The organism is Streptomyces sp. AMJ-169, from assembly GCF_055597585.1.
This window is the reverse complement of sequence record NZ_JBVLTJ010000011.1, coordinates 135,056-158,432: the sequence shown is the minus strand read 5'-3', so window position 1 is coordinate 158,432 and position 23,377 is coordinate 135,056. Positions and strand designations below refer to the sequence as shown.

The 23,377-nt window shown below is 72.3% G+C and carries 15 protein-coding genes and 2 pseudogenes; 8 read left to right on the top strand and 9 right to left on the bottom strand.

All coding sequences use genetic code 11. The annotated features are described in order from the left end of the window. Positions 1 to 144: 144 nt before the first annotated feature. The gene (gene glgX, locus ACYUD3_RS26305; protein WP_470974539.1) at positions 145 to 2,340 is read left to right on the top strand and encodes a glycogen debranching protein GlgX; all 2,196 of its coding nucleotides are present in this window, start codon (positions 145 to 147) and stop codon (positions 2,338 to 2,340) included. Positions 2,341 to 2,382: 42 nt separating this feature from the next. Here glgX and ACYUD3_RS26300 read toward each other — a convergent pair whose 3' ends face one another. Genes ACYUD3_RS26300 through ACYUD3_RS26285 form a run of 4 tightly spaced genes read right to left on the bottom strand, consistent with a single transcriptional unit; the run spans position 2,383 to position 5,986 of the window. After that, positions 2,383 to 3,030, bottom strand: a complete 648-nt coding sequence (locus tag ACYUD3_RS26300) for a response regulator (RefSeq protein ID WP_470974536.1) — start codon at positions 3,028 to 3,030, stop codon at positions 2,383 to 2,385. Next, on the bottom strand, positions 3,020 to 4,285 hold the full coding sequence (locus tag ACYUD3_RS26295) for a sensor histidine kinase (RefSeq protein WP_470974534.1): 1,266 nt from the start codon (positions 4,283 to 4,285) through the stop codon (positions 3,020 to 3,022). Before ACYUD3_RS26295 ends, ACYUD3_RS26300 begins: the two co-directional genes overlap by 11 nt. Positions 4,286 to 4,311: 26 nt before the next feature. Continuing rightward, positions 4,312 to 5,046, bottom strand: coding sequence for an ABC transporter permease (locus ACYUD3_RS26290; RefSeq protein ID WP_470974532.1), 735 nt, complete (start codon positions 5,044 to 5,046; stop codon positions 4,312 to 4,314). A 34-nt stretch (positions 5,047 to 5,080) separates the two neighbouring features. Next, on the bottom strand, positions 5,081 to 5,986 hold the full coding sequence (locus ACYUD3_RS26285) for an ABC transporter ATP-binding protein (protein WP_470974529.1): 906 nt from the start codon (positions 5,984 to 5,986) through the stop codon (positions 5,081 to 5,083). Between the two features lie 264 nt (positions 5,987 to 6,250). Here ACYUD3_RS26285 and ACYUD3_RS26280 point away from each other — a divergent pair, with 264 nt between their 5' ends. Both ACYUD3_RS26280 and ACYUD3_RS26275 read left to right on the top strand, forming a co-directional pair. Then, entirely contained in the window at positions 6,251 to 8,071 is a 1,821-nt protein-coding gene (locus ACYUD3_RS26280) for an ABC transporter ATP-binding protein (RefSeq protein WP_470974526.1), read from the top strand. Then, the gene (locus tag ACYUD3_RS26275) at positions 8,068 to 9,900 is read left to right on the top strand and encodes an ABC transporter ATP-binding protein (RefSeq protein ID WP_470974524.1); all 1,833 of its coding nucleotides are present in this window, start codon (positions 8,068 to 8,070) and stop codon (positions 9,898 to 9,900) included. Before ACYUD3_RS26280 ends, ACYUD3_RS26275 begins: the two co-directional genes overlap by 4 nt. A gap of 13 nt (positions 9,901 to 9,913) precedes the next feature. Here ACYUD3_RS26275 and ACYUD3_RS26270 read toward each other — a convergent pair whose 3' ends face one another. From ACYUD3_RS26270 to ACYUD3_RS26250, 5 genes and pseudogenes are all read right to left on the bottom strand, one after another. Beyond that, the gene (locus tag ACYUD3_RS26270) at positions 9,914 to 10,948 is read right to left on the bottom strand and encodes a transposase (RefSeq protein ID WP_470974521.1); all 1,035 of its coding nucleotides are present in this window, start codon (positions 10,946 to 10,948) and stop codon (positions 9,914 to 9,916) included. A 78-nt stretch (positions 10,949 to 11,026) separates the two neighbouring features. Beyond that, positions 11,027 to 12,037 (bottom strand): annotated as a pseudogene (locus ACYUD3_RS26265) (IS701 family transposase); the annotation flags it as partial. Between the two features lie 1,075 nt (positions 12,038 to 13,112). After that, on the bottom strand, positions 13,113 to 13,400 hold the full coding sequence (locus ACYUD3_RS26260) for a hypothetical protein (RefSeq protein WP_470974980.1): 288 nt from the start codon (positions 13,398 to 13,400) through the stop codon (positions 13,113 to 13,115). Positions 13,401 to 14,534: 1,134 nt separating this feature from the next. After that, positions 14,535 to 14,663 (bottom strand): annotated as a pseudogene (locus tag ACYUD3_RS26255) (TetR family transcriptional regulator); the annotation flags it as partial. A gap of 629 nt (positions 14,664 to 15,292) precedes the next feature. Further along, a complete protein-coding gene (locus tag ACYUD3_RS26250; RefSeq protein ID WP_470974517.1) occupies positions 15,293 to 15,919 on the bottom strand; it encodes a ScbR family autoregulator-binding transcription factor in 627 nt (208 codons plus the stop codon). A gap of 116 nt (positions 15,920 to 16,035) precedes the next feature. Here ACYUD3_RS26250 and ACYUD3_RS26245 point away from each other — a divergent pair, with 116 nt between their 5' ends. The 5 genes from ACYUD3_RS26245 (at position 16,036) to ACYUD3_RS26225 (ending at position 23,357) form a co-directional block, all read left to right on the top strand. Further along, a complete protein-coding gene (locus ACYUD3_RS26245; protein ID WP_470974514.1) occupies positions 16,036 to 17,022 on the top strand; it encodes an AfsA-related hotdog domain-containing protein in 987 nt (328 codons plus the stop codon). Between the two features lie 127 nt (positions 17,023 to 17,149). Continuing rightward, positions 17,150 to 18,859, top strand: a complete 1,710-nt coding sequence (locus tag ACYUD3_RS26240) for an ABC transporter ATP-binding protein (RefSeq protein ID WP_470974512.1) — start codon at positions 17,150 to 17,152, stop codon at positions 18,857 to 18,859. After that, positions 18,856 to 20,649 carry an ABC transporter ATP-binding protein gene (locus ACYUD3_RS26235; protein WP_470974509.1) on the top strand — a complete coding sequence of 598 codons (1,794 nt, stop codon included), beginning with the start codon at positions 18,856 to 18,858 and terminating at the stop codon, positions 20,647 to 20,649. The genes ACYUD3_RS26240 and ACYUD3_RS26235 overlap by 4 nt, the downstream gene beginning before the upstream one ends. Positions 20,650 to 21,061: 412 nt before the next feature. Next, positions 21,062 to 22,729, top strand: coding sequence for a M4 family metallopeptidase (locus tag ACYUD3_RS26230; RefSeq protein ID WP_470974506.1), 1,668 nt, complete (start codon positions 21,062 to 21,064; stop codon positions 22,727 to 22,729). 112 nt (positions 22,730 to 22,841) lie between these two features. Beyond that, positions 22,842 to 23,357, top strand: coding sequence for a DUF1990 domain-containing protein (locus ACYUD3_RS26225; protein ID WP_470974503.1), 516 nt, complete (start codon positions 22,842 to 22,844; stop codon positions 23,355 to 23,357). The last annotated feature ends 20 nt before the right edge of the window (positions 23,358 to 23,377 follow it).

The following is a 23,377-nucleotide window of genomic DNA, read 5'->3' as shown; positions in this document are numbered from 1 at the left end:
GGTGCACTCCGGGGAAACGTGAGTGCGAGGCGCGGTCTGGGCGAGCGGAGCGCTGGGCAGAACTTCTGGGCAGGGACGACGACATCGCGCGGGGCGTCCGCAGCGTCCGGCGCGCACGAGCCGACGACAAGAGGGGCCTCACCCGTGTCCAGCGCAGCCGAGCGGAAGGCGGTCACCGCCGAGGGCCTGCCCCCTCTCGGCGCCCGCGTCCGCCCCGGCGCCCCCGTCCCCCTGGGCGCCCGCTCCCACACCGCCCCCGACGGCACCGCGGGCACCAACTTCGCCCTGTGGGCGGCCGGCGCGGAGGCCGTGGAGCTGTGTCTGTACGACGACCGGGGCGCCGAGACCCGCCTGTTCCTCACCGAGCTGACGCACGGGATCTGGCACGGCTTCGTCCCCGGCGTCCGCCCGGGCCGGCGTTACGGCTACCGCGTGCACGGCCGCTGGGACCCCTGGACCGGCGCCCGCTGGAACCCGGCGAAACTCCTCCTCGACCCCTACGCCCGCGCGGTGGACGGCGAGTTCTCCCTCCCGCCGGAGGTGTACGGGCACGTGCGGGACTGGCCGCAGCAGCAGTTCGCGGACACCGTGCGCGACGAACGCGACTCGGCGCCGTACGTCCCCAAGGGGGTCGTGGTCGACGATGACGACGACTGGGAGGACGACCGGCGGCCCAAGACGCCGTGGGCGGACTCCGTCATCTACGAACTCCATGTGCGCGGCTTCACCAAGGCGCACCCCGGGATACCGCCCGAACTGCGGGGCACCTACGCGGGGTTGGCGCATCCGGCGGCGGTCGGGCATCTCGTCCGGCTGGGTGTGACGGCCGTCGAGCTGCTGCCCGTGCACCAATTCGCCCACGAGGACCACCTGTTGCGGCGGGGGCTGCGCAACTACTGGGGGTACAACTCGATCGGCTACTTCGCGCCGCACGCCGGGTACGCCTCCTCGGGGACGACCGGGCAGCAGGTCGGGGAGTTCAAGCGGATGGTGCGCGCGCTGCACGCCGCCGGGATCGAGGTGATCCTCGACGTCGTCTACAACCACACGGCGGAAGCGGGCGAGTTGGGGCCGACGCTGTCGCTGAAGGGCATCGACAACCGGGGCTATTACCGGCTCCAGCCGGACGCGCGCCGGTACGCCGACTACACCGGCTGCGGCAACACCCTGCACGTCGTCCAGCCGCAGGTGCTGCGCCTGATCACCGACTCGCTGCGCTATTGGGTCACCGAGATGGGCGTCGACGGCTTCCGCTTCGACCTCGCGGCGGCGCTGGCCCGCTCGATGCACGACGTCGACATGCTCTCCCCCTTCCTCGCGGTGATCGCCCAGGACCCGGTGCTGCGCCGCGTCAAACTCATCGCCGAGCCCTGGGACGTGGGCTCCGGGGGCTACCAGGTCGGCGCGTTCCCCCCGCTGTGGACCGAGTGGAACGACCGGTACCGCGACACGGTGAGGGACTTCTGGCGCGGCGCGCTGCCGGACGTGCGGGAGATGGGGTACCGGCTGTCGGGCTCCAGCGACCTGTACGCGTGGGGCGGACGGCGCCCGTACGCGTCCGTCAACTTCGTGACCGCGCACGACGGTTTCACCCTGCGGGACCTCGTCTCCTACGAGCGCAAGCACAACGAGGCCAACGGGGAGGGCAACCGGGACGGGACCGACGACAACCGCTCCTGGAACTGCGGGACGGAGGGCGACACCGCCGACGCGGCCGTACTCGCCCTGCGGCGGCGGCAGTTGCGGAACCTGCTGACGACGCTGCTGCTGTCGACGGGGGTGCCGATGCTGGTCGCCGGGGACGAGATGGGCCGCACGCAGGGGGGCAACAACAACGCCTACTGCCAGGACGACGCGACGAGCTGGCTGGACTGGGGGCTCCTGGACGACCCCGGCTGGCAGGGCCTGTTCGCGCTGACGGCCCGGCTGATCTCCCTGAGACACCGTCACCCTGTCTTACGCAGACGGGCGTTCTTCTCCGGCCGGGCCCATTCCGCCGACGGATTACGGGACTTGGCGTGGTTCACCGCGCGGGGCGAGGAGATGAGCGAGGCGGACTGGTACGCGCCCGCCGCGACGCTGGGCATGTATCTGTCCGGGCGGGACATCCCGGGGCGCGACGAACTCGGGGAGCCGGTCGTCGACGACAGCTTCCTGGCGGTGCTGCACGCGGGCGCGGACCCGGTGGAGTTCCTGCTGCCGGGGGCGCCTTGGGCGGAGCGGTACGAGGTGGTCGTCGACACCGCCGAGGAGTCGTCCGGCGAGGGGCGCGTGCATCGGGCGGGGGTGAAGGTGAGCGTGCCGGGGCGGGCGGTGCTGCTGTTGCGGGTGCGGTCGTGAGTGAAGGGGGCTGCCGCGAGGGGCTGTTGCCGTGTGGGCGGGCTAGCCGAGGATGCCCCGCTCGTACGCGGCCGCGACCGCCGCCGCCCGGTCCTTCGCGCCCAGCTTCGTGTACAGGTGGGTGAGATGGGTCTTCACCGTCGCCTCGCTGATGAACAGCTCCCGGGCGATCTCCCGGTTGGAGGTGCCCTTGGCGACCAGCGCGAGGACCTCGCGTTCGCGGGCGGAGAGCGGTTCGGCGGCGGGTGAACGGACGGCTGTGACAAGGCGGGTGGCGACGGCCGGCGAGAGGACCGTACGGCCCTCGGCCGCCGCCCGTACGGCCGTGAACAGCTCGTCGCGCGGGGCGTCCTTGAGGAGGTAGCCGGTGGCGCCCGCCTCGATCGCGGGGAGGGTGTCGGCGTCGGTGTCGTAGGTCGTCAGGACAAGTACCTTGGCCCGCGCGCCCCTTCGGGTCAGCTCGCGGATCGCGTCCACCCCGCCGCCGCCGGGCATCCGCAGGTCCATGAGGACGACGTCGGGGTCGAGGGCGGCGGCGCGGGCGAGGGCCTCGACGCCGCTGGCGGCCTCGCCGAGGACGCGGAAGCCGGGCGCGGACTCGAACATGCCGCGCAGGCCGTCGCGGACGACGGGGTGGTCGTCGACGATCAGCAGGGAGATGTTCTTGAGGGGGGCGTCGTCACTGGTCATGGCGGACCAACGGTACGCGAGCCGACAGGGCCGTGCCGCCGCCCGGTTCGGACTCGACGGTGAGGGTGCCGGCGATGCGTTCGGCGCGGGCGCGCATCCCGGGCAGGCCGAACCCGCCGCTGCGGCCGGGCAGTCGGACGGCGTCGGGGTCGAATCCGGTGCCGTCGTCGCGGATGTCGAGGATGACCTCGTCGCCGAGGTAGCTCAGGGTGACGCCGACGCGGTGGGCGCGGGCGTGGCGGGCGGTGTTGGAGAGGGCCTCCTGGGCGATGCGCAGGAGGGTCGCGGCGACCTCGTCGTGCAGGGGTTCGGGGCGGCCGGTGAGGGTGAAGTCGGCGCGGGTCTCGGTGCGCGCGGACCAGGCGGCGGTGGTCTTCTTGAGGGCGTCGGGCAGGTCGTCGCCGCACAGCGCGGCCGGGGAGAGGTTGTGCACGGAGCGGCGGGCCTCGCCGAGGCTCTCGCGGGCCAGCGTCGAGGCGCGGTCGAGATGGCGGCGGGCGGTCGCCAAGTCCCGGGCTCCTGAGACGACTTGGAGCTGGGCGATGATCCCGGTGAGGCCCTGGGCGAGGGTGTCGTGGATCTCGGCGGCGAGCCGGCGCCGCTCGTCGGCGACCCCGGCTTCCCGCGCCTGGACGAGGAGTTGGCTGTGCAGGGCGGCGTTCTCGTCGAGGGCCTGCTGCAACGCCGTGTTGGTGCGCTCCAGTTCGGCGATGGTGGCGGCGCGTTCCCGGGAGCGGGTCTCCTCCTGCTCGACGAGGTGCGCGATCGCCGACTGGAGCAGGAAGTTGGCGCCGACGAGCCCGGTGAACGCCATCCCCTGGGTCACGCTCTTCAGCGGCAGCCCGCCGGACTGCGAACCCGCGAGGGTGATCGCGGCGGCGAGCAGCCCCGCCCGTTTCCAGCGGCCGGGCAGCAGTTCGTCGGCGTCCATGAAGCCGGCCGCCGCGTAGAACCCGAAGAACGGGTTCAGCCAGGTCAGCCCGAAGGCGATCGCCGTGCGGGTGAGGTAGTAGGCGGTGCCGGCCGCCGAGGGGGCGCGGCCCCGGTCGCGGCGGCGCGGCCGGCTGGCGTTCCACCACACCTGGAGCAGCAGCGCGGCGGCGACGAGGGCCCCGGCCGCGTACCAGGCGGCGGAGCCCTTCGTCAGGTCGTGGGCCACGGCCGACAGGACGACGCCGATGCCGAGCAGGGCGTAGGGGGCGAGCGCGTGCGTCTGCTCCCAGCGCCGGTCCATCTGCGGGTCGCCGGTGTTCATGGGCCCAGTGTCCGGCACATCGGGGCTCACTCCCAGCGGAACCAGCGCGCGGCGCCGGCCGTCAGCAGGGCCGTCCAGGCGGCCAGGACGACCAGGTGGGTGCCGCCCGGCCAGTTCCCGGCGGCGGCCTGGTTGAGGGCCTGCGCGGCGGCTCCCATCGGCGTGTAGCCGACGGCCATGGCGAGGGCGTGCGGCATCTGCTGCACGGGCAGCCACACGCCCGCGCAGAACATCGACGGGAAGAACACCCCGGACCCGATGGCCGTGGCGATCTTCGTGGTGGGCGCCAGCGCGCACACCAGGGCTCCCAGGGCCAGCGCCGCGAGCACCGCGAGCAGCAGCGCCAGCGCGTACCCGGCGCCCTGCTGCGGCAGCCGCACGGCGAACGCGAGCCGGCCGACGGCCAGGGCGAGCAGCGCGGAGACGAGGGCGGCGCCGCCGTAGACGACCATGTGCGCGCCGATCAGCGCGGACGGCCGGACGGGGGTCGTCGACATGCGGCGCAGGATGCCGCGTTCGCGGTAGCCGGTGAGGGTGGCCGGCATGGATTGCAGTCCGCCGACGATCAGCCCCAGGAGGACGGCGACGGGGACGTAGGCGTCGACCGGGCGCAGTCCGCCCAGGGCGGGGTCGGCGTGCCGGAACGACGGGATGGAACCCAGGATGACCAGCAGGACCGTCGGGAAGAGGAGGATCCAGAAGAGGGCGCCGGGTTCGCGGCGGAAGAGGCGCACTTCGGTGCGCAGGACGTCGGTGTTCATGAGGTGGTCCTAGGGAGGGCGGTTTCGGCGGTGGTCATGGGGTGGCCGTCTCGGTGAGGTCCAGGAAGGCGTCGTCCAGGGTGGCGTCGGTGACGCGGAGCTGGTGGGCGGTGACGCGGTTGCGGGCGAGGAGGGTGAGGACGGCGTTGACGGTCTCGTCGGTGCCGGAGAGGGTGACGCGGCCGTCCTTGTGCTCGGCCGACGCCAGGTGCGGCAGCCCGGCCAGTTCGCACTCGTCGAGCGGGGCGGAGGGGGTGAAGCTGATGACGGTGGCCCCGGCGGAGCGGCGGATCAGCCCGGCGGGGGTGTCCAGGGCGGCGACGCGTCCCTTGTCGATGACGGCGACGCGGTCGCACAGGCGCCGCGCCTCCTCCATGAAGTGCGTGACGAGCAGGACGGTCACGCCCCGGTCGCGGACGTCCTCGATGAGTTCCCAGGTGTCCCTCCGCGCGCGCGGGTCGAGGCCGGTGGTCAGCTCGTCCAGGACGACGACCTTGGGGTCGCCGATCAGCGCGAGCGCGATGAACAGGCGCTGTTTCTGGCCGCCGGAGAGCTTCGCGAACCGGGTGGTCAGCTTGGCGGTGAGCCCGAGGCGTTCGGCGAGGGGGCGCCAGTCGGCGGGGCGCGGGTAGAACGAGGCGTACAGCTCCAGGGCCTCGCGGACGGTGAGTTTCGGCTGGAGCTCGCTCTGCTGGAGCTGGGCGCCGAGGACGCGGGCGACGTCGGCGTGCTGGGTGACGGGGTCGAGTCCGGTGACGCGGACGCGGCCCGCGTCGGGGACGCGCAGTCCCTCGACGCATTCGACGGTGGTGGTCTTCCCGGCCCCGTTGGGTCCGAGCACCCCGAAGATCTCGCCCTCCTCCACGGAGAAGGACACCCCGTCCACGGCGGCGTGGGCGCCGTAGCTCTTGCGCAGGTCGGTTACTTCGATGACGGACATGAGTCCAGGTTCCCGGCGGGGCCGGGGGCGGCACATCGGACGTCGGGGTGGGGCGGGTCGGCCGATCGGTTGATGCGGGGGTACGACTGCCCTGATGTGACCCTGAGTTCTGCGGGGGCGAGCCCTGGTCTTGGCCTGGGGGCGGTCCCTGAGCGAACCCTTACCCGGCCGGTGAAACCGCAGGTCGTAGGACCAGCGACGGAGGGAGGTGGGGCCGAAACTCGGTGGGCGTTGTCAGTGCGGGTCCGTAGCTTTGTCGTCGTGATGACTGCGAAGCCTGTGGGCGCGAAGGAACAGTCCGCGACGCGGACGCTGCTGCGGATGTGGCCGTACGTCCGGCCGGTCCGGGCGCGGCTGTTCGCGGCGGCGTTCGTGGCGGTGCTGGCCTCCTGTGTCGGCCTGGTCATCCCGCTCGTGCTGAAGTGGCTGGTCGACGGGCCGGTCGCCGAGGGGGACACCGCCGGGGTGTGGCTGGGGGCGCTGTATCTGCTGCTGCTCGGGTTCGCCGAGGCGCTGCTGTTCGGGCTGCGGCGGTGGCTGGTCGCGCGGCCCCTGTCGCATGTCGAGGCGGAGATGCGGGCCGATCTGTACCGGCATCTCCAGCGGGTGCCGGTGTCGTTCCACGACCGGTGGGCATCGGGTCAGCTGCTGTCGCGGGGGACGACGGATCTGATGCTGCTGCGGATGTTCCTCGCCTTCCCGCTGACGTTCCTCTTCGTCAACGCGGTCACGATCCTCGTGGGCCTCGCCATCATGCTGGCCCAGGACTGGACGCTCGGCCTGGTCATCCTGGGTCCGGCGGTCCCGGTGATCGCGGTGTGCGTGGTCTTCGAGACGAAGTACGCGCGGGTGGCGCGGCTCGCGCAGGATCAGGTCGGCGATCTGACGACGGTCGTCGAGGAGAGCGTCCTCGGTATCCGCGTCATCAAGGGTTTCGGCCGCCACCGCAGCCAGGCCCGCGCCTTCCGCGAGCTGTCGGGCGGGCTGCGGGGGACGGAGCTGCGCAAGGCGCGGCTGCTGGCGGCGATCTGGGGCGTCATCGTCACCCTGCCCGAGGTCGCGATCGGCGTCGCCCTGGTGGTGGGCGCGATCCAGGTCTCCGACGGCTCCCTGTCGGCAGGCACGTTGGTGGCCTTCCTGTCCACAGCCCTGGCCCTGCGCTGGCCGGTGGAGTCGATCGGCTTCCTCCTGGCAATGAGCCAGGAGGCGGCGACGGCGACGGCACGGTATTTCGAGGTGCTGGACGAGCCGGCGGAGGTGGAGGGGGCTCCGGGATCGGGCGAACGGGGAGGCCCGGCGGGTTCGGGGGACGGTGGTCTCCGGTTCGACGGGGTCGTCTTCCGGTACCCCGATGCCGCCCCCGACTCCCCGCCGCTTCTGGCCCGTGTCGATCTGCATGTCCGGCCCGGTGAGTCGATGGCGCTGGTCGGGGCGACGGGGAGTGGTAAGACGACGCTGACCGCGCTGGTGCCGAGGCTGTACGAGGCGACGGGTGGGCGGATCACGCTGGACGGGCGGGACATCGCGGCGATGTCGCGGCAGGAGCTGCGGCAGCTGGTCGCGGTGGCCTTCGAGGAGCCGACGCTGTTCTCGGCGAGCGTCGGGGAGAACGTCCTGATGGGCGGCGAGGGGGACTTGGGGCGGGCGCTGGAGGTGGCGCAGGCCGGCTTCGTCGAGGCGCTGCCGCAGGGCGTCGACACGCAGGTCGGTGAGCAAGGACTCAGCCTGTCCGGCGGCCAGCGCCAGCGCCTGGCGCTGGCCCGCGCGGTCGTGGGCCGCCCCCGTTTCCTGGTCCTCGACGACCCGCTGTCCGCGCTGGACGTGCACACGGAGGCGGCGGTGGAGGCGGCCCTGCGCGAGGTGCTGGCCGACACCACGGCCCTGATCGTCGCCCACCGCCCCTCGACGGTGCTGCTCGCCGACCGGGTGGCGCTGCTCTCGGAGGGCCGGATAACGGCCGTGGGCACCCATCAGGAACTGCTGCGCACGAACGCGGAGTACGCGCACCTGATGTCAGGTTCACCCGACCACCCCCTCGACACCCCGGCCGACCACGCGTACGAGCAGGAGGACGCCCGCCGATGAGCACCCCCACAGCCGCCGCCCCCGGGCAGACCGCCAAGACGGACCCCTTCGACAAGGACGAGCTGCCCACCCCGCCGGGCGCGACCGGCGCCCTGCTGCGCTCACTGCTGGCGCCGATGAAGGCGCGGGCGTCGTTCACCGCGCTGGTCCTGCTGCTCCAGCAGGCCGCCGTGCAGGTGGGCCCACTGCTGGTGGCGTACGCGATCGACACGGCGGTGCCGGCGTTCCGGGCCGGGAACCACGGCCCCCTGATCGCGGTCGGCGCCGGATATCTCGGGGCCGCGCTGGTCTCGGGCCTGCTCCAGTCCGCGTTCATCGTCGTCTCCGCGCGGGTCAGCCAGGACGTGCTGCTGGATCTGCGCGGGCGGATCTTCCGGCACGCGCAGGCGCTGAGCGTGGACTTCCACGAGCGGTACACCTCGGGCCGGCTGATCTCGCGCTCGACGACGGACGTCGAGTCGCTGCGGGAGCTGATGAACGACGGCCTCCAGGAGCTGACGACGGTCGTGCTGTCGTTCGTGTACATCGCGGCGATGCTGCTGTGGCTGGACGTGGGCCTCGGCGCGGTCGCGGTGGCGTCGTTCGGGCCGCTGTATCTGATGGTGCGGATGTACCAGCGGCGCGCGGGGCGGGCGTACCGGGCGCGGTCGACGGCGATCGCGGCGGTGATCGTGAAGTTCGTGGAGACGATGAACGGCATCCGCCCGGTGCGCGCGTTCCGCCGGGAGGCGGTGAACGAGGAGCGGTTCGCGGAGCTGAACCGTACGCATGAGCGGTCCAACGGGGACGCGCTGCTGGAGATGGCCCGTTATGTCGTCGGCTCCCGGCTGATCGCGAACGCGGCGGTGGCGCTGATCGTCCTGTGGGGCGCCTACCGGGTGACGGAGGGTTCGCTGGAGCTGGGGGTGCTGGCGGCGGCGGTGCTGTATCTGCGCCGGCTGTACGACCCGATCGACCGGCTCGGCATGTTCCTCAACTCGTACCAGTCGGCGGCGGCGTCCCTGGAGAAGATCGCCGGTCTGCTGGCCCAGACCCCGTCGGTCCCGGAGCCGAAGGCGCCGCGTGAACTGCCTGTGCGGCAGGGCGCGTCGCCGGGCCGTGAGGTCGTCTTCGACGGGGTGTCCTTCGGGTACCGCACGGGCGGCGAGGTCCTGCCCCGCTTCGCACTGACCCTCCCGGCCGGGCAGACGGTCGCGGTGGTGGGCGCGACGGGCGCGGGCAAGTCGACGCTGGCGAAGCTGCTGGCGCGGTTCTACGACCCGTCGGCGGGCCGGGTCCTGCTGGACGGCGTGGACTTGCGCGAGCTGTCGACGGCGGAGCTGCGGCGCGGGGTCGTGATGGTCACCCAGGAGGCGTTCCTGTTCTCCGGGACGGTCGCCGAGAACATAGCCATCGGCCGCCCCGACGCCTCCCGCGAGGAGATCGAGCGGGCCGCGAAGGCGATCGGCGCCCATGAGTTCATCAGCGCCCTGCCCGACGGCTACGACACGGACGTCCGCAAGCGCGGCGGCCGTATCTCCGCCGGTCAGCGTCAACTCGTGGCGTTCGCGCGGGCGTTGCTGGCCGATCCGGCGGTGCTGATCCTCGACGAGGCGACGAGTTCGCTGGACGTCCCCGGTGAGCGGGCGGTGCAGCGCGCGATGTCGACGGTCCTCCAGGGCCGTACCGCCGTCGTCATCGCCCACCGGCTGTCCACGGTGGAGATCGCCGACCGGGTGCTGGTCATGGAGCGCGGCCGGCTCGTCGAGGACGGCTCCCCGGCCGAACTCATCGCGGGCACCGGCAGGTTCGCGGATCTGCACCGGGCGTGGCGGGACAGCCTGGCGTAGGGGGCGGCGCCGGTCAGCCCGGCAGCGCGCCGCCCAGCGCGAGTGCCGCGTACGCCGCCGAGGCGAGCGTCATGTGGCGGTGCCAGCCGGCGTAGGAGCGGCCCTCGAAGTCGCGCAGTCCGGCGCGGACTCCGGTGCGGGCGGCGGCGCGGGCGACCTGGGCGGCGAGCGCGGTCAGGCGGTGGAGTTCGGCGGGGCAGGGCCGCTGGAGGTTGGTCAGCCAGTACTCGGCGCGGCCGGGGCGGTCGTAGGGCCACTGGGCGTACAGGCAGAGGGGGTCGGCGGGCGGCGGGCCGGGGAGGGCGACGCGGGTGAGGGCGCCGCGCAGGCCGGGGGCGACCTCGCAGGGGCGGGCCGCGGCGGCGAGGCGCTCGGTGGGCAGGACGGTGCCGGGGCCGAGGGTGCGCAGCGGGGCGGTGCCCGCGAGGCGTACGGCGCCGGGGAGCCGGTCGAGCGCGCGGAGCGCGTCGGTGGCGTCCTCCGCCGGTACGTCCCACAGCAGCGGCGCGGACGGGAGGGTGCCGGCCCGCAGCATCGCCGTGACCGGGCGGTGGCCGGGGCCGAGGTCGACGGCCCGGCCGCCGGGCGGGCTCAGGCACCAGTCGACGGGGGCGTCGACGCCGTCGCGGGCGTACCAAAGGCCGTGCGCCTGCTGCCCGTTGGCGGTCTGTCCGGTCTCGGGCACGAAGCGGCGCTGCACGCCGACCGACTTGTCGCCGGACTTGGGGATGAGGAGGGTGCGCACGACCCAGCCGCGCGGCGGGGCGAGGCTCGCGAGGTGGGCGGCGAGGGCCTCGCGGACGGGCTGCCAGTGCCAGGGGGAGTTGGAGACGAAGTGGTGCAGGCGCTGGGCGGCGCCCGGATCGCCCAGCGCGCGGGCGATGTTGCGGACGGATTTGCGGCCCGGGGTGGTGAGCAGTCCGCGCAGGTACTGCTCGCCCTTGAGCCGGTGCCCGGCGCGGGAGAACGACGGGAAGAGACCTGCGCAGAGCGGGCCGATCAGGTGTTCCGCCTCGCGGGCGGGGGGTGACTCCAGGAGCGCGGGCATGGCACACCCTTCCGGGTCGGAACGTCCAGAAGAACGTCAAAAAGTCGGTGAGACAGGAGAGTTGACGTGGTGGGGGATTCAGGCGCCGCGCGCCAGCTCCCCGGGGCAGCTGCGCAGGACCGCCTGGGCGTGGGCGACGGACGCGAGCGTCATGTGCCGGTGCCAGCCGGGGTAGGAGCGGCCCTCGAAGTCGGAGAGCCCGAAGTCGGCGTCCAGCACCTCGAGCGCCGTCTGCGCGGCGTCCGCGTGCCGCAGCAGCGCGCGGACCGAACCGGCGGGCAGCTGACGGGAGTTGGTGACGGCGTACCGCATCGGCTGCCCCGGGGCGCGCAGCCGCCACAGCCGGAGCACCTGCGCCGCCGCCGCGTTGCCCTCGACGGGCCGGACGAGGGCGGTGGCGACGGTGCTGTCCCCGTCGTAGGGCAGCGCGTCCAGCCGTATCGGGCGGGCGGCGCCGGTCAGTGGCAGGGCGCGCTGGCTGGGGCAGGTCTCGGCGAGGAACACCGTGCCGCGCCGGGTGAGTTCGGCCGCGAGCGGGGCGAGCTGTTCGGCGCAGCGGGCGTCGACGACGACCGGCAGCCCGTCGCCGGCCACGCCGATCGCGAGGGACAGGGCCTGCTGCCAGGTGCGGCGGGGTACGGCCGTCTCGGGGAGCTTCGCTCTGCGGCGGCGTTCGGGGTCGGCGCACCACTCGTCGTCGAGCACCAGCCGCCAGTCGACGGCCACCGCCCGGCGGCCGGTGGACAGGAAGAGTCCCACGCCGAGCTGGGCGTTGACGGTGCGGCCGGAGTGGATGTCGAAGTAGGGGGCGGTGCCGACGGAGTGCGCTCCGCGTTTCGGTATCAGCACGGTGCGCAGGACGTGGGCGCGGACGGCGAGGCGGGCGCCGACGTGCTGGGCGAGGCGGCTGCGGACCGGGGTCCAGTCCCAGGTGCTGTTGCCGACGAACTGGTGCAGTGAGTGGGCGGCGTCGGGGGAACCGGTCGCCGCGAGCGCCAGGTTGCGCGGTGATTTGCGGCCCTGTGCGGTGCGCAGTCCGCGTACGTAGGTCTCCGCCCAGTGCCGCTGGTCGCTGCGCGGCAGGTGACCGAAGAGGTCGTCCACTCTGCACCCCCGTTGCCGACGCCGACTTGCCAAGGCTGTCCCCAGGCCGCCTCAAAGAATACAGAACGGTCTCTTTGTTTTTAACCCCACCCCTTGGACCGATACGACTTAGCCAAGTTACCGGGGAAACCGGCCAGTCAGGGGTGGGGGCGGGGGTGCTTCGGGGGGAGGGGGGTGTTTTTTGGGGTGCTTTGGAGGGAGGGGGTGTTTGGCGGGAGGGGAGCTTTGGGGGCGGGGATGCTTTGGCGGGAGGGGGTGCTTTGGGGGCGGGGGTGCTTTGGGGCGGGGCACTTCGAAGGGAGGGGAGGCTTGGGGGGGCGGGGGTTAGGAGGGGGGCGGGCTCCGGAGAGGGCCGGGGTCGGGAGAAGCGGCGTTGGGAGGGCCGGGGTTCGGGAAGGGGCGGGCCAGGAGAGGCGGGGGCCAGGGGGCGGGGGCCAGGGGGGGCAGGGGGCCAGGGGGGGCAGGGGGGCAGGGGGGCAGGGGGGCAGCGGCCAAGAAGGAGCGAGGCCAGGGGGCGGGGCCCGGGAGAAGCGGAAGCTAGGAAGGGGCGAGGGCTAGAAGGGGCGAGGGCCAGGGGGGCGGGAGTAAGGAGGGGGCGGGCGCCAGGAGAAGCGGCGTCGGGAGGGCCGGAGTTCGGGAAGGGGCGGGGACCAGGCTCGGAGGAGCCCCGCTTCGAGGTGACCCCGGCTCAGAGACAAGCGCTCGCTTCAACGCGCCCCCGGCTTAGCGTGCCCCTATCCCAGAGTGACCTGCCGCAGAGCGACCCAAGCTCGGACCAGCTCGCGCCCCAGGACAGCTCCGTTCTGGAGCGACTCAAACTCAGAACGGCCGCGCCCAGGACAGCCCCGCTCTGGAGCGACCCAAACTCAGAACGGCCCACGCCCAGGACAGCCCCGCCCTGGAGCGACCCAAACTCAGAACGGCCCACGCCCAGGACGGCCCCGCTCTGGAAGCAACCCAAACTCAGAACAGCGCACGCCCAAGACAGCCCCGCTCTGGAAGCAGCCCAAGTTCAGAACGCCTCCGCCTCAGAGCGACCCGAGTTCAAAGCCCCCGCGCCTCAAGAAACCCTCTCCCCCGGCCGGCCGCTCAGTGCCAGTTCCCACACCAGCGCCGCCTGCCTCGCTGGCGCCAACTCCGGTCCAGCGCCCGGCATTTCGGCCAGTCGTATGACCGCCTCGGCGCCGGCGACGACCGACAGCGCGAGGGCGGTGACGGCCTGCGGGGAGGCCCAGGCGGCGAGTTCGTCGTCGGCCCGGTCGACGAGTCCGCGCAGCAGCGGCAGCCAGGTCGCGTACCAGTCCCGGGTCCCGGGCCGGTCCCACGTCAGCCGAGCGGCGGCCCGCACCCCGATCTCGTCCTGAAGCAGCCGAGCGAGGGTACGGGTGAAGGCGGCGACGTCGGTGAGGGTGGAGGGGGAATCCAGGGCGGAGTTGAGGGTGGGGGCGGGGCAGGTGCCTTGATCTGGAGTGGAGTTGAGGGTGGGGGCGGAGCAAGAGGCTTGGTCTGGAGCGGAGTTGACGTCGGAGCTGGACTCGGAAGTAGAGCCGGAGTCGCTGCCAGAGCCGGAAGCTGCACTGGAGCTACGGCCGGAGCCGGAGGCATCGCCGGAACCGTCGGCACAGCCGGAAGCCTCGCCGGATTCAGCGCCCGGACCGGATTCAGAACGGGAGCCGGAGCTGCTGTCGGAGCCGGAGCCCGAAGCCGAGCCGCTGGCGAAACTCGAGCCCGAGCCCGAGCCCGAGCGCGAAGCCGAGCCACTGCCGGAGCCCGAGCCACTGCCACTGCCACTGCCACTGCCGGAACTCAAGCCGGAGCCGGAGCCGACAGCCGAGCCGCCGCCGGAGCCCAGGCCCGAGCCGGAAGCCGAGCCCGAGCTGGAGCCACCGCCAGAACTCAAGCCCGAGCCGGAGCCGACAGCCGAGCCGGAGCCGCCGAAGCCCGAGCCGGAGCCGGAGCCTGAGCTGGAGCCGAAGCCCGAGCCGGAGCCGACAGCCGAGCCGGAGCCGCCGGAGCCCGAGCCGGAGCCCGAGCTGGAGCCGAAGCCCGAGCTGGAGCCATCACCGGAATCCAAGCCCGAGCCGGAGCCAGAAGCTGAACCCGAGCCGGAAGCCTCGCCGGAGCCGCCACCCGAGCCCAGAACCAAGCTGAAAGCCGAGCCGGAGCTGGAGCCGCCGCCGGAACTCAAGCCCGAGCCGGGGCCAGAAGCCTCGCCGGAGCCACCGCAGCCCAAGCCGGAAGCTGAGCCGGAGCCCAAGCCGGAGCCGAAAGTCGAGCCCAAGCCAGAAGCCTCGCCGGAACCGCCGCCCGAGCCGGAAGCCGAGCCCGAGCCGCCCCCGACACTCACCCCTCCACCGGCACCCGCCCCTCCGCCGGCACCAGAACCACCCCCGGCATCACCCCCCAACCCCACCTCCCCCTCTCCCCCCACCCCCAACGCCGCACAAGTAAGCTCAACCCCCCACTCCTGCACCGCATCCGCAAGCTCGGCCTTGGTGGCGAAATGGAATGTGACCGCCCCCATGGTCACCCCCGCCGCCCCGCAGATCCGCGACAGCGAAGTCCCCGCGAACCCGTGCCCGGCGAATTCGGTCGCCGCCGCCGCGAGCACGGTGCGGCGGGTCCGCTCGGCCCTTTCCTGTCGGGTCACTGTCGTCTCCGATCCACGAAGACGCGCCGCCCGGACACCGGGGCCGGTGCCGCGCGCACGGCCTGCCAGTCCAAGTTTGCCGATCCTACGGGCCGACAGAAATTTCGGACGCCCCGGGGAAAAAGACCCGCCGACTTTGTCACTTCCCACCCCACGCCCCCACCCTCAGGCCGCACCGACTTTGCCACTTCCACCTCGCGACCCACCCCCCGGCCACGCCCTCTCCGTCACCTCCACCCCGCGACCCGCGCCCGGCCACACCCTCTCCGTCACTCCCGCCCCCGCGACCCGACCTTCAGCCGCACCCTTCCGCCACCTCCACCCCGCGACCCGCCCTTCAGCCGCGCCCCTTCCGTCACCTCCACCCCCGCAACCCGCGCCCCCACCCCGACCACGCCCCCTCCGTCACTTCCACCCCCGCAACCCACCCCTCCAGCCGCACCCCCTCCATCACCCCCCGCCCCCCAACCCACCCCCAACCACACCGACTTTGCCACTTCCCCCCGACAAACCGGCCCGCGCCCCCGTCCCGCGACCCCACCCCACCCCCTCAGCCCCGACTTCCCCCCCACCCCCCTCACGCACCCCCCTTACGCCAAAACCCCCGCCCTCCCCACATCCACAACCAACCCCCGCCGCACCCCCATAGGCGCCAACCCCGGCAGCAAATACCGCCACAACGCCGCGATCCGCTGCGGCAGATCCGCCCGCTTCGTCGCCACCTGCGCCATCACTTGCGACCCCGTGAAGCTCGCGACCAGCACCCGCGCGAACTCCTCCTCCTCCACATCCGGCAGCAACTCCCCCTGCTCGCGCGCGACTTCCAGCTCCTGCCGGAACTGGTCGATCCACATCTCGTACACGGAGTACTCGTTGAGCCCGGACTCCTCCTGCTCGACGGCCAGCCGTACCCCCGCCTTGAGCAGCACGTTCCGCTGTAGCTCAACGGCCAAGTACATGGTGAGATCGACGAGTTGCTGAAGCCCCTCGGGCTGCTCGGGCAGGGCCAACCCCTCGGCCTGGTTCACCATGACCGCCCGGGCCAGGTCTTCCTTGGACTTGAAGTGGAAGTACATCGCGCCCTGGGTCGAGCCGGCCCGCTCCAGGATGCGGGTGATGCTCGTGCCGGCGTACCCGTACTCGTCGAAGACCTCGGCGGCGGCGAGAAGGATCTGTTGTTTGGTGCGGATCGCCCGCTCCTGCTTGGGCCGTGCCATCGACTCTCTCCCTGATGTCGTTCGCCCCTTCGACAAAAAAAAGAACGTACTCTATTTTTTGGTGAGGTGCAGCTGACTGCTGTGTCCATGCCTATCGGAGGCGGGGAGATTTTGTCATGACCACCCTTGTGAGGGAGCAGGCGCAGGCCGCCATCCCTACCCACTCCGTCACCCCACGACTCGTCCACAAGCAGGACCCGTCCGAAGTCCTGCTGACCCACTGGCGCACCCCGGCCCCCGACACCTTCGAAGTCACCGCCGACTGGCCGGACGCTCACCCCTTTTACACGGCCCCCGACGGCTCGTACGCGGCCCTGCTCGTGACCGAGACGGTCCGCCAGCTCTTCCCCCTGCTGTCCCACGCCGGGTACGACATCCCGGAGGGCCACCACCTGGTCTGGGAGACGTACGACTGTACGGTCCGCCCCGAGGCGCTGCGCCCGGGGCGGGTGCACCCCGAACTCCGGGTGGGCTGCCATGACTTGATCCGCAGACGGGGTCTGGTGGCCGCGCTGACGATGGACGTCGAGCTGCTGCGCGACGGCGCCCCCGCAGCCCTCGCCCGCTCCCGTTTCACCATCCAGGCCCCGGCGATCTACACCCGGCTGCGCGGCGAACTCGCCAACGACCACGGGGCGATGGCCTCGGCGGCAACACCCCCCGCACCGATATCCCCGGCGGAGGTCGGCCGCCACCGCCCGGAGGACGTCTTCCTCGCCCTGCCCCGAGAAACCCCGGCACGAGAAACCCCGGCCCAAGACACCGACACCCCCACCCAAGAAACCCCGCCGCACAACACCGCCCCGCCCCAAGACGCCACCCCCCACACCACCCCCCACCGCTGGCAACTCCGCATCGACCCCACCCACCCCCAGTTCTTCGACCACCCCGTGGACCACGTCCCCGGCCTCCTCCTCCTCGAAGCCGCCCGCCAGGCCGCCCACTCCCTCGGCCGCCCCGCGCTCACCCTGGAGTCCGCCTTCCACCGGTACGTCGAGTTCGCGACCCCCTGCTGGATCGAGGCGGAGCGCGTGGACGCGGAGACCGTACGGGTCGTCGCCCGGCAGGACGGCGAGGTGAAGTTCTCGGCCGACGTCCGCTGACGCCGGCGAAGCGAATCCGGCCGAACTGGAGTGCGACAGCGTCCAGTTGACCGGTACTTATTGGATGGGCAAGCCCCCGGCCCCCTCGGTAACGTGCGACTTCTCCGATTCTCAACGGGGGAGCAAGTTGATCGACGCTTACGAGGATCCCGGGACCCCCCGCTGCAAAGGCGGCTTCGGCTATCTGTGGTGGCTGGTGCGCAGCCAGCCCGGACGGGCGCTCACCGGCGCCGCGCTCGGGATCGTATGGATGATCCTCCTGGCGGTCGCCCCCTGGATGATCTCCAAGGCCGTCGACGACGGTCTCGCCCCCGGTGACCTGACGGCGCTGACCGCGTGGAGCGGCGCGCTGTTCGTGGTCGGTGCCTTCAACGCGTGGCTCAGCATCATGCGCCACCGCACGATGACCCGGCTGCGCATGGACGCCAACTTCCGTACGGTGAAGGTGGTCGTGGGCCAGGCAATCCGCCTCGGCGCCGCGCTGCCGCGCCGCACGAATGCCGGTGAGGTCGTCACCATCGGCGTCGGCGACGTCCAGACCATCGCGTTCGCCCTGACGGCCGTGGGCCCGGGGCTCGGTTCGATCGTGATGTACGTCTTCGTCGCCGCCCTCCTCCTCGACATCTCCCCGATGCTCGCGGCCGTCGTCCTGCTCGGGATGCCCGTACTCGGCGTGCTGGTGGGCCCGTTGATGGCCCGGCTCCAGGGCGCGGAGACCGAGTACCGCGAGCGGCAGCGGCCGCTCACCGCCCGGATCGGGGATCTCGCGGGCGGGCTGCGGGTGCTCAACGGGCTTGGCGGCAAAGGGCTGTTCGCGGACGGGTTCGGGCGCGACTCGGCCGCGCTTCGCGAACAGGGTTACCGGGTGGGCGCGGTGACCAGCTGGATCCAGGCGCTCGGGCTCGGGCTGCCGACCCTCTTCCTGGCCGTGGTCACCTGGCTCGCCGCCCGGCTCGCCGCTCAAGGGGACATCACCGTCGGCCAGTTGGTCTCCGTCTACGGATTCGTGGCCGTGCTGGTGACCCCGGTCTCGTTCCTGGTCGAGATGGGCTATCAGCTGAGCCGGGGCGTGGTGGCCGCGCGCCGCGTCGTCCGGCTGCTGGCGGTCGAGCCCGACCCGGACGAACCGACCGCCGAAGCGCCCCCGGGACCGGCCGAGTTGTACGACCCGGTGTCCCAAGTGCGCATTACAGAAGGTGAGTTCACGGCTCTTGTGGGGGCCAAGCCGGCCGACACCGCCGCGATCGTCGACCGGTTCGGGCGGTATCTGCCCTCCGACGTGACCTGGGGCGGCGTACGGCTCGACGCGGTGCCGCTCGCCGATGTGCGGGAGCGGATCCTCGTCGCCGATCACGAGGCCGACCTGTTCGCGGGGACGCTGCGGGAGATGGTGTCCGGGCGGGAGGCGGGGCGCGATCTCGACGAGCTGAGCCGCGCGGTGTGGGCGGCGGCCTCCGAGGACATCGTGCGCGGACTGCCCGACGGCCTCGACTCCCCCGTCTCCGCGCAGGGCCGCAGCCTCTCCGGCGGCCAGCGCCAACGGGTGCGCCTCATAAGGGCGTTGCTCGCCGATCCGGAAGTGCTGCTCGCCGTGGAGCCGACGTCCGCGCTGGACGCGCACACGGAGGCGGCGATCGCGCGGCGGCTGGGGACGGCGCGGCGGGGGCGGACGACCGTGGTGACGACGACGTCGCCGCTGGTGCTGGACCGGGTGGACCGGGTGAGTTACGTGGCGGACGGCCGGGTCGTCGCGGTCGGGCGGCACCGGGAGCTGCTGGACCAAGTGCCGGAATACCGGGGGCTGGTGGCCCGGGACACAGAAGGGGCCGTCCGGTGAGCATTCCCGTGCAGAGCCGCAAGAAGCCGGATCAAGTCCCCCTTCCCGACGGCCAGTTGCCCGTCGCCGGGGTCCGCGAGGTCCGTTCCGCGCTCCAAAGACTGCTGCGCGCCGACCGCAAGGCGATCGCCGCCGTCCTCCTCCTCAACGTCCTCGCCGCCCTCGCCGGCCTCGCCGGCCCCTGGCTGCTGGGCCGGATCATCGACGAGGTGCGCGGCGGGGCCGGGACGGGAGTCGTCGACCGGCTCGCGCTGGCGCTCGTCGCCGCCGCCGTCGTCCAGTTGCTGCTCGCGCGGTGGGCGCGGTACGGGGCGCACCGGTTCGGGGAGCGGACGCTGGCGCGGGTGCGGGAGGAGTTCGTGGCGCGGGCGCTGGCGCTGCCGGCGGCGGTCGTCGAGCGGGCCGGGACGGGGGATCTGACCACCCGGGGGACGGCCGATGTGGCGACCGTCGGGACGACGCTGCGGGATGCCGGGCCGCAGATGCTGGTGAGCGGGGCGCAGGCGCTGTTCATGCTGGGGGCGGTGTTCTTCGTCGATCCGCTGCTGGGCGCGGTCGGGGTGGTGGGGCTGCTGCCGGTCTGGGGCGGGCTGCGCTGGTATCTGCGCCGGGCGCGGGCCGGTTATCTCGCGGAGGGCGCGGGGGTCTCCGGGGTGTCCGAGGCCGTCACCTCAACCGCGGGCGGGGCGCGGACCGTTGAGGCGTTCCGGCTCGGCGGCGAGCGAACCGCCGTCAGCCGCAGGGCGGTTGCCGAGTCGCTGCGGACCCGGCTGCACACGCTGTATCTGCGGTCGGTGTTCTTCCCGGTCGTCGAGGTGTCGTACGTGCTGCCGGTGTCGGCGGTGCTGATCCTCGGCGGGGTGCTGCACGCGCGCGGGGAGATGAGCCTGGGGGCGGTGGTCGCGGCGACCATGTATCTGCGGCAGTTCTACGAGCCGCTGGACGAGATCCTCTCGCGGGTCGAGCAGTTCCAGTCGGGCGCGGCGTCGTTCGCGCGCGTCGAGGGGCTGGCCCGGATCCCGGATGCGGCGCGGGAGGAGGCGCCCGTCCCGGACGGCGACCGGATCGACGTGCGCGGGGTGGGGTACGCGTACGAGCGCGGCGGTGAGGTGCTGCGGGGGGTGGAGCTGACCGTACGGCCGGGCGAGCGGCTGGCGATCGTCGGGCCGTCGGGCGCGGGGAAGACCACGCTGAGCCGGCTGCTGGCCGGGGTGGACGCGCCGGCCTCGGGGACGGTGACCGTCGGCGGGGTGCCCGTGTCGGCGCTGGGCCCCGAGCAGCTGCGCCGGCAGGTCGTGCTGGTCACGCAGGAGCACCACGTCTTCCTCGGCACGGTCCGCGACAACCTCCTCATCGCCGAACCCGGCGCGTGCGACGAGGAGTTGTGGACGGCGCTGGAGGCGGTGGGCGCGGCGGAGTGGGTGCGCGAGCTGCCCGGCGCGCTGGACGCCGCGCTGGGTACGGGAGTTCACGAGCCGGACGGTTCGCAGGCGCAGCAACTCGCGCTGGCGAGAGTGGTGTTGGCGGATCCGCACACGCTGATCCTGGACGAGGCGACGGCGCTGCTGGACCCGGCGACGGCCCGGCACACCGAGCGCGCGCTGGCCGCCGTGCTGAAGGACCGGACGGTGATCGCGATCGCGCACCGGCTGCACACCGCGCACGACGCGGACCGGGTGGCCGTGATGGAGGGCGGGACGGTCACCGAACTGGGCACGCACGAGGAGCTGGTGGCGGCCGAGGGGGCGTACGCGGCGCTGTGGCACTCGTGGCACGGGGACCGGGCCTGAACCCCCCTCATTTACCCGTCTCTCAGAAATCGGTCTTACCGCCCTCTCATCAACCCTTCAGATGAGGGGGCGGTTTTCGGCCAACCCCCCGATGTGACCGGCCAGTAGACCGGCCTTCCGGTGAACTCCCTGAGAGGCCCCCGAAAAGCCGCCGTTCAGGCCGCAAGCACCAGCAAGGCGCCCTCTTTTTGCCACGCCATTGCCCGCCTGTTGTTCGCCTTTGGTTCAGGTCAAGGCGCTTTACATTGCTGAAACGTTCACCAAAAGAACGACTTTCAGCCAACATGGAGTCCGGGTCCTGACATGTACGCGCCCTCGATGCAACTCTTCCCTCACCCGCCGCACAACTTCACGACCCAACCCGGCCGGTATGCCCCACGCCGGACCCGGACTCCCCCACCAAGGAGCTTGTGTGACCCCCTTCTACGCGCGTCGCCAGCGGACCACCCTCGCGATCGCGACCGCCGTCGCCGCCGGAGCCCTGCTGACCACCGGGCTCACCTCCGCCAGCGCCGCCGAACCCAAGGCGGACTCGCTCAAGGCGGAGCGCACCCTGGCCGCGGCCCCGCTCGCCCTGACCAACTCCGCGCGTGTCGCGCTGGTCAAGGACAAGCAGGCCGACGCCGCCGAGACCGCCCAGGAGATAGGCCTCGGCACCAAGGAGGCGCTCGTCGTCAAGGACGTCGTCAAGGACGTCGACGGCACCACGCACACCCGCTACGAGCGGACCTACGCGGGCCTGAAGGTCCTCGGTGGCGACCTGATCGTCCACCAGACCCCGGCCGGTGCCACCAAGGGCGTCACGAAGGCGACCGGCAAGGCCATCAAGGTCGCCAGCCTCACCCCGAAGGTCACCCCGACCACCGTCGAGAAGCAGGCCGTCGGCCTCGCCAAGGCGGCCGGCTCCGCCGACACCGCCGCGGACGCCGCGCCCGCCAAGGTCATCTGGGCCGGCAACGGCTCCACCCCGACCCTCGCCTACGAGACGGTCGTCGGCGGTCTCCAGGACGACGGCACCCCGAACCAGCTGCACGTCATCACCGACGCCGCCACCGGCAAGAAGCTGTACGAGTGGCAGGGCATCGAGACCGGCACCGGCAAGAGCCTGTACTCCGGCACCGTCACCCTCGGCACCACCCTGTCGGGCTCGACGTACCAGCTGACCGACGGTTCGCGCGGCGGCCACAAGACGTACAACAAGGCCCGCTCGACCAGCTCTTCGGCCGGCACCCTGTTCACCGACGCGGACGACACGTGGGGCACCGGCGCGGCCTCCAGCTCCTCCACGGACCAGACGGCCGCCGTCGACGCCGCCTACGGCGCCCAGACCACCTGGGACTTCTACAAGAACACCTTCGGCCGCAGCGGCATCAAGAACGACGGCGTCGCCGCCTACTCCCGCGTCCACTACGGCAACGCGTACGTCAACGCGTTCTGGGACGACAGCTGCTTCTGCATGACGTACGGCGACGGCACCGGCAACGTCAAGCCGCTGACCTCGCTGGACGTGGCCGGCCACGAGATGAGCCACGGCGTCACCTCCAACACCGCGGGCCTGAACTACTCGGGCGAGTCCGGCGGCCTGAACGAGGCGACCTCGGACATCTTCGGCACGGCGGTCGAGTTCTACGCGGCCAACTCCTCGGACCCCGGTGACTACCTCATCGGCGAGAAGATCGACATCAACGGCGACGGCACCCCGCTGCGCTACATGGACCAGCCCTCCAAGGACGGCTCCTCCGCCAACTACTGGTCCTCGTCGCTGAAGAACCTCGACGTGCACTACTCGTCGGGCCCGGCGAACCACTTCTTCTACCTGCTGAGCGAGGGCAGCGGCAGCAAGACGATCAACGGGGTCAGCTACAACTCCCCGACGTCCAACGGCTCGACGATCACCGGCATCGGCCGCGCCAAGGCCGTCCAGATCTGGTACAAGGCCCTGACCACGTACTTCACCTCCACCACCAACTACGCCGGCGCCCGCACCGGCACCCTCAGCGCCGCCGCGTCCCTCTACGGCTCCGGCAGCACCGAGTACAACGCGGTGGCGGCGGCCTGGTCGGCGGTCAACGTCAGCTAATCGGCCGAGGCCAGCTGACCGGTCAACGTCAGCTAACGGTTTCACCAGCGAAGTGATCAAGGCGGCCCCCGGGAGGAAGGCATCCCCGGGGGCCGCCTTACGCTTGGGCCCCATGTCCGACAGGCACTTCACGTACGAAGACGTAGGCGCGACGCGCGATCCCGGATTCTGTCCGCCGGGCTTCCACCACATGCGTGAACGCACCCGGCTCGGCGAGGGCGAGAAAGTCTTCCGGCGGGCCGCGGAAGCCCTCCTGACCTGGGAGATGCACCGCGCGATGGGCGTCGGCATCACGGCCGGCGCCGACCGCGCGGCCCCCGAGGTCGACGTCACGGTGACGCTGGCCGGCCTCATCAAGGCGCCCTGCCGCGTCATCTGGACGACGGAGGAACCCCGCCGCGCCGGCTGGGCCTACGGCACCCTGACCGGCCACCCCGAGTGCGGCGAGGAGTCCTTCCTGGTCGACCGCACCGGCGACGGCACGGTCTGGCTCACCGTGACCGCCTTCAGCCGCCCGGCCAAGTGGTACGCGAAGGCGGGCGGCCCGGCGACGAGGGGCTTGCAGCACGCGTACGCGCGAAGGTGCGGGGCGGTGCTGCGGAACCTGTGCGCGGAGGTCGCGGAGTAGGAGCAGGAGTAGGAGCCCCT